2 protein-coding genes and 1 pseudogene are annotated in these 1,677 nt (G+C 64.2%); all 3 read right to left on the bottom strand.

Annotated elements, in window-relative coordinates; genetic code table 11:
- A pseudogene (locus WAO69_RS06895) lies at positions 1-1,035 on the bottom strand (phage tail tape measure protein); the annotation flags it as partial.
- The gene (locus WAO69_RS06890; protein ID WP_422177391.1) at positions 1,028-1,186 is read right to left on the bottom strand and encodes a DUF7697 family protein; all 159 of its coding nucleotides are present in this window, start codon (positions 1,184-1,186) and stop codon (positions 1,028-1,030) included. The pseudogene WAO69_RS06895 and the gene WAO69_RS06890, both read right to left, overlap by 8 nt.
- A gap of 167 nt (positions 1,187-1,353) precedes the next feature.
- On the bottom strand, positions 1,354-1,677 hold a 324-nt coding region (locus WAO69_RS06885; RefSeq protein ID WP_422177389.1), incomplete at its 5' end, for a hypothetical protein.

Here is a 1,677-nt window from a genome sequence, read left to right as displayed (position 1 = left end):
CCAATAGACCAACTCGCCAGCCCCGACGATCAGCGCGCCGATGCCGGTGCGCATGAGCGCACCTTTCAGGACCACCAGCGTGGTGGCCAGACCCCGAACCGACAGCGCGGCCACGGCCATCGCCGCCGCCCAACGGCCCGCAATAAAGGTGGCGAATGTGCCGGCATGGATCGCAAGCCTGTCGAGATTGGCCAGCACCGCGTCAAACGCCCGGCTGATCGGGCTTGTCGATGAGGCCAGCGCGACAAAGGCATTTGCCACCGCCTCAAGCGAAGGGGCCAGTGCCACCGCAATCCGGTTGCGCACGCCCGTAAACACCTGGCCAATGCTGACCAGCGCGAGTTCGGATCGACGCATGGCTGCAATCGCATCCGCGTCGAGTACCGCGCCCAATGCCTGTGCTTGCGCCCCAAGGCGCGTCATCTCCGCCCCGCCATTTTGCAGCAAGGGGATAAGGCGTGTGGCATCCGACGCCATAGCTTCGAGATAAAAAGTCATCTCCTGTTGGCTGACGCCTGCTTTTTCGAGGGAGGAGACATAAAGCTGCAACGCCTCTGGCCCCGAAAGCCGCGCGAACTGGTCCGCGGTCACGCCCACACGGGGGGCGATGGTCTCAAAGAAGTCCGCCATCGGGCCGCCTCCTGTTTGCAGGAAATCGCCAACCCGGTCGTTCACGTCCTTCAGGATATCGGCGAGTTTTTCCTGCTCAATGCCCACCGTGGCCGAGGCGGCCGACCAGCGCTGGAAGACCTCTGGATTGGCATTGGCCACCTGGGAGAGCTGACCGATCTCGTTGGCCGCAGCGACGGTCGAACGGGTCATCGAGACGACAGCGGCGGATAACGCGGTTGCCGCCACCGTCGCCGCAATACGCGCCCGGCGGGCAAAAGCGGCCATGCGCGCATTGGCCTGTTCCATCTCGCGGCTCAGGCGGCCAAAGCCGCGCTTGCCAGCCTCGCCGACGCCCTCCAACTCGGCACGCACTTGGCGGCCTCCGGTCGCAGAGAGGCGGACGGATACCTTCTTCTCAGCCATGGCGGTGTTCGATCTCTTCGTTGGTCTTGCGTACCATCACCGCCTCAATGGGCGGCAACAGTTCCGCAATAATAAGGGGCGAAAGCCCAAGGGCCGCCCCGAGTTGCAGCGCCGCGCTCATGTCCCAGCCGATGACGGCACCGCCACTCATACCGCCTACAATCCGCATTTGCCCGCCAAGGCGCTGAACCAGATCCCAGATCTGCCAGCCCTCGTAAGTTTGTGGCGCGTTCTGCTGCCTTGGGCATTCTGCGCAGATGGAAGGACACGCCGTGCAATACTCACCGCCCCCGCCGAACTCCCAGTCGGCGAGAGCGGTCAGACGTTTTTTTCCGCGTCCAGAATGAGCGCGCCTGCGATGTAGCGGGTCTGGAAGGCCTCGAAGATCGGCCAGAGTTCCAGGAGTGCGTCAATACCTGCGGGAGTGACAGGCAGCGCTTTGCCGTCTTCGTCGCCGACGCCCTCCCAGTCTTTCACGACCATGCGGGCGACCGCTTTCGCCACGATGCGCGCGAGGTCGTCGCTGGAGGGGGTGCTTTCGCCATCTGCGGTGGCGGCGACAATCGCCGGATCGCTGCGCGCCGCAAGCATGATAGCTGTGGTCAGGGACTCAACCAGCAGTCGAACGCCATGGCCCAGATC

It is taken from the genome of Aestuariivita sp., assembly GCF_049276915.1.
In the GTDB taxonomy this organism is placed as follows: domain Bacteria; phylum Pseudomonadota; class Alphaproteobacteria; order Rhodobacterales; family Rhodobacteraceae; genus Aestuariivita.
Note: the sequence above shows the minus strand (reverse complement) of the source record. Positions and strands in the feature narration are given on the sequence as shown.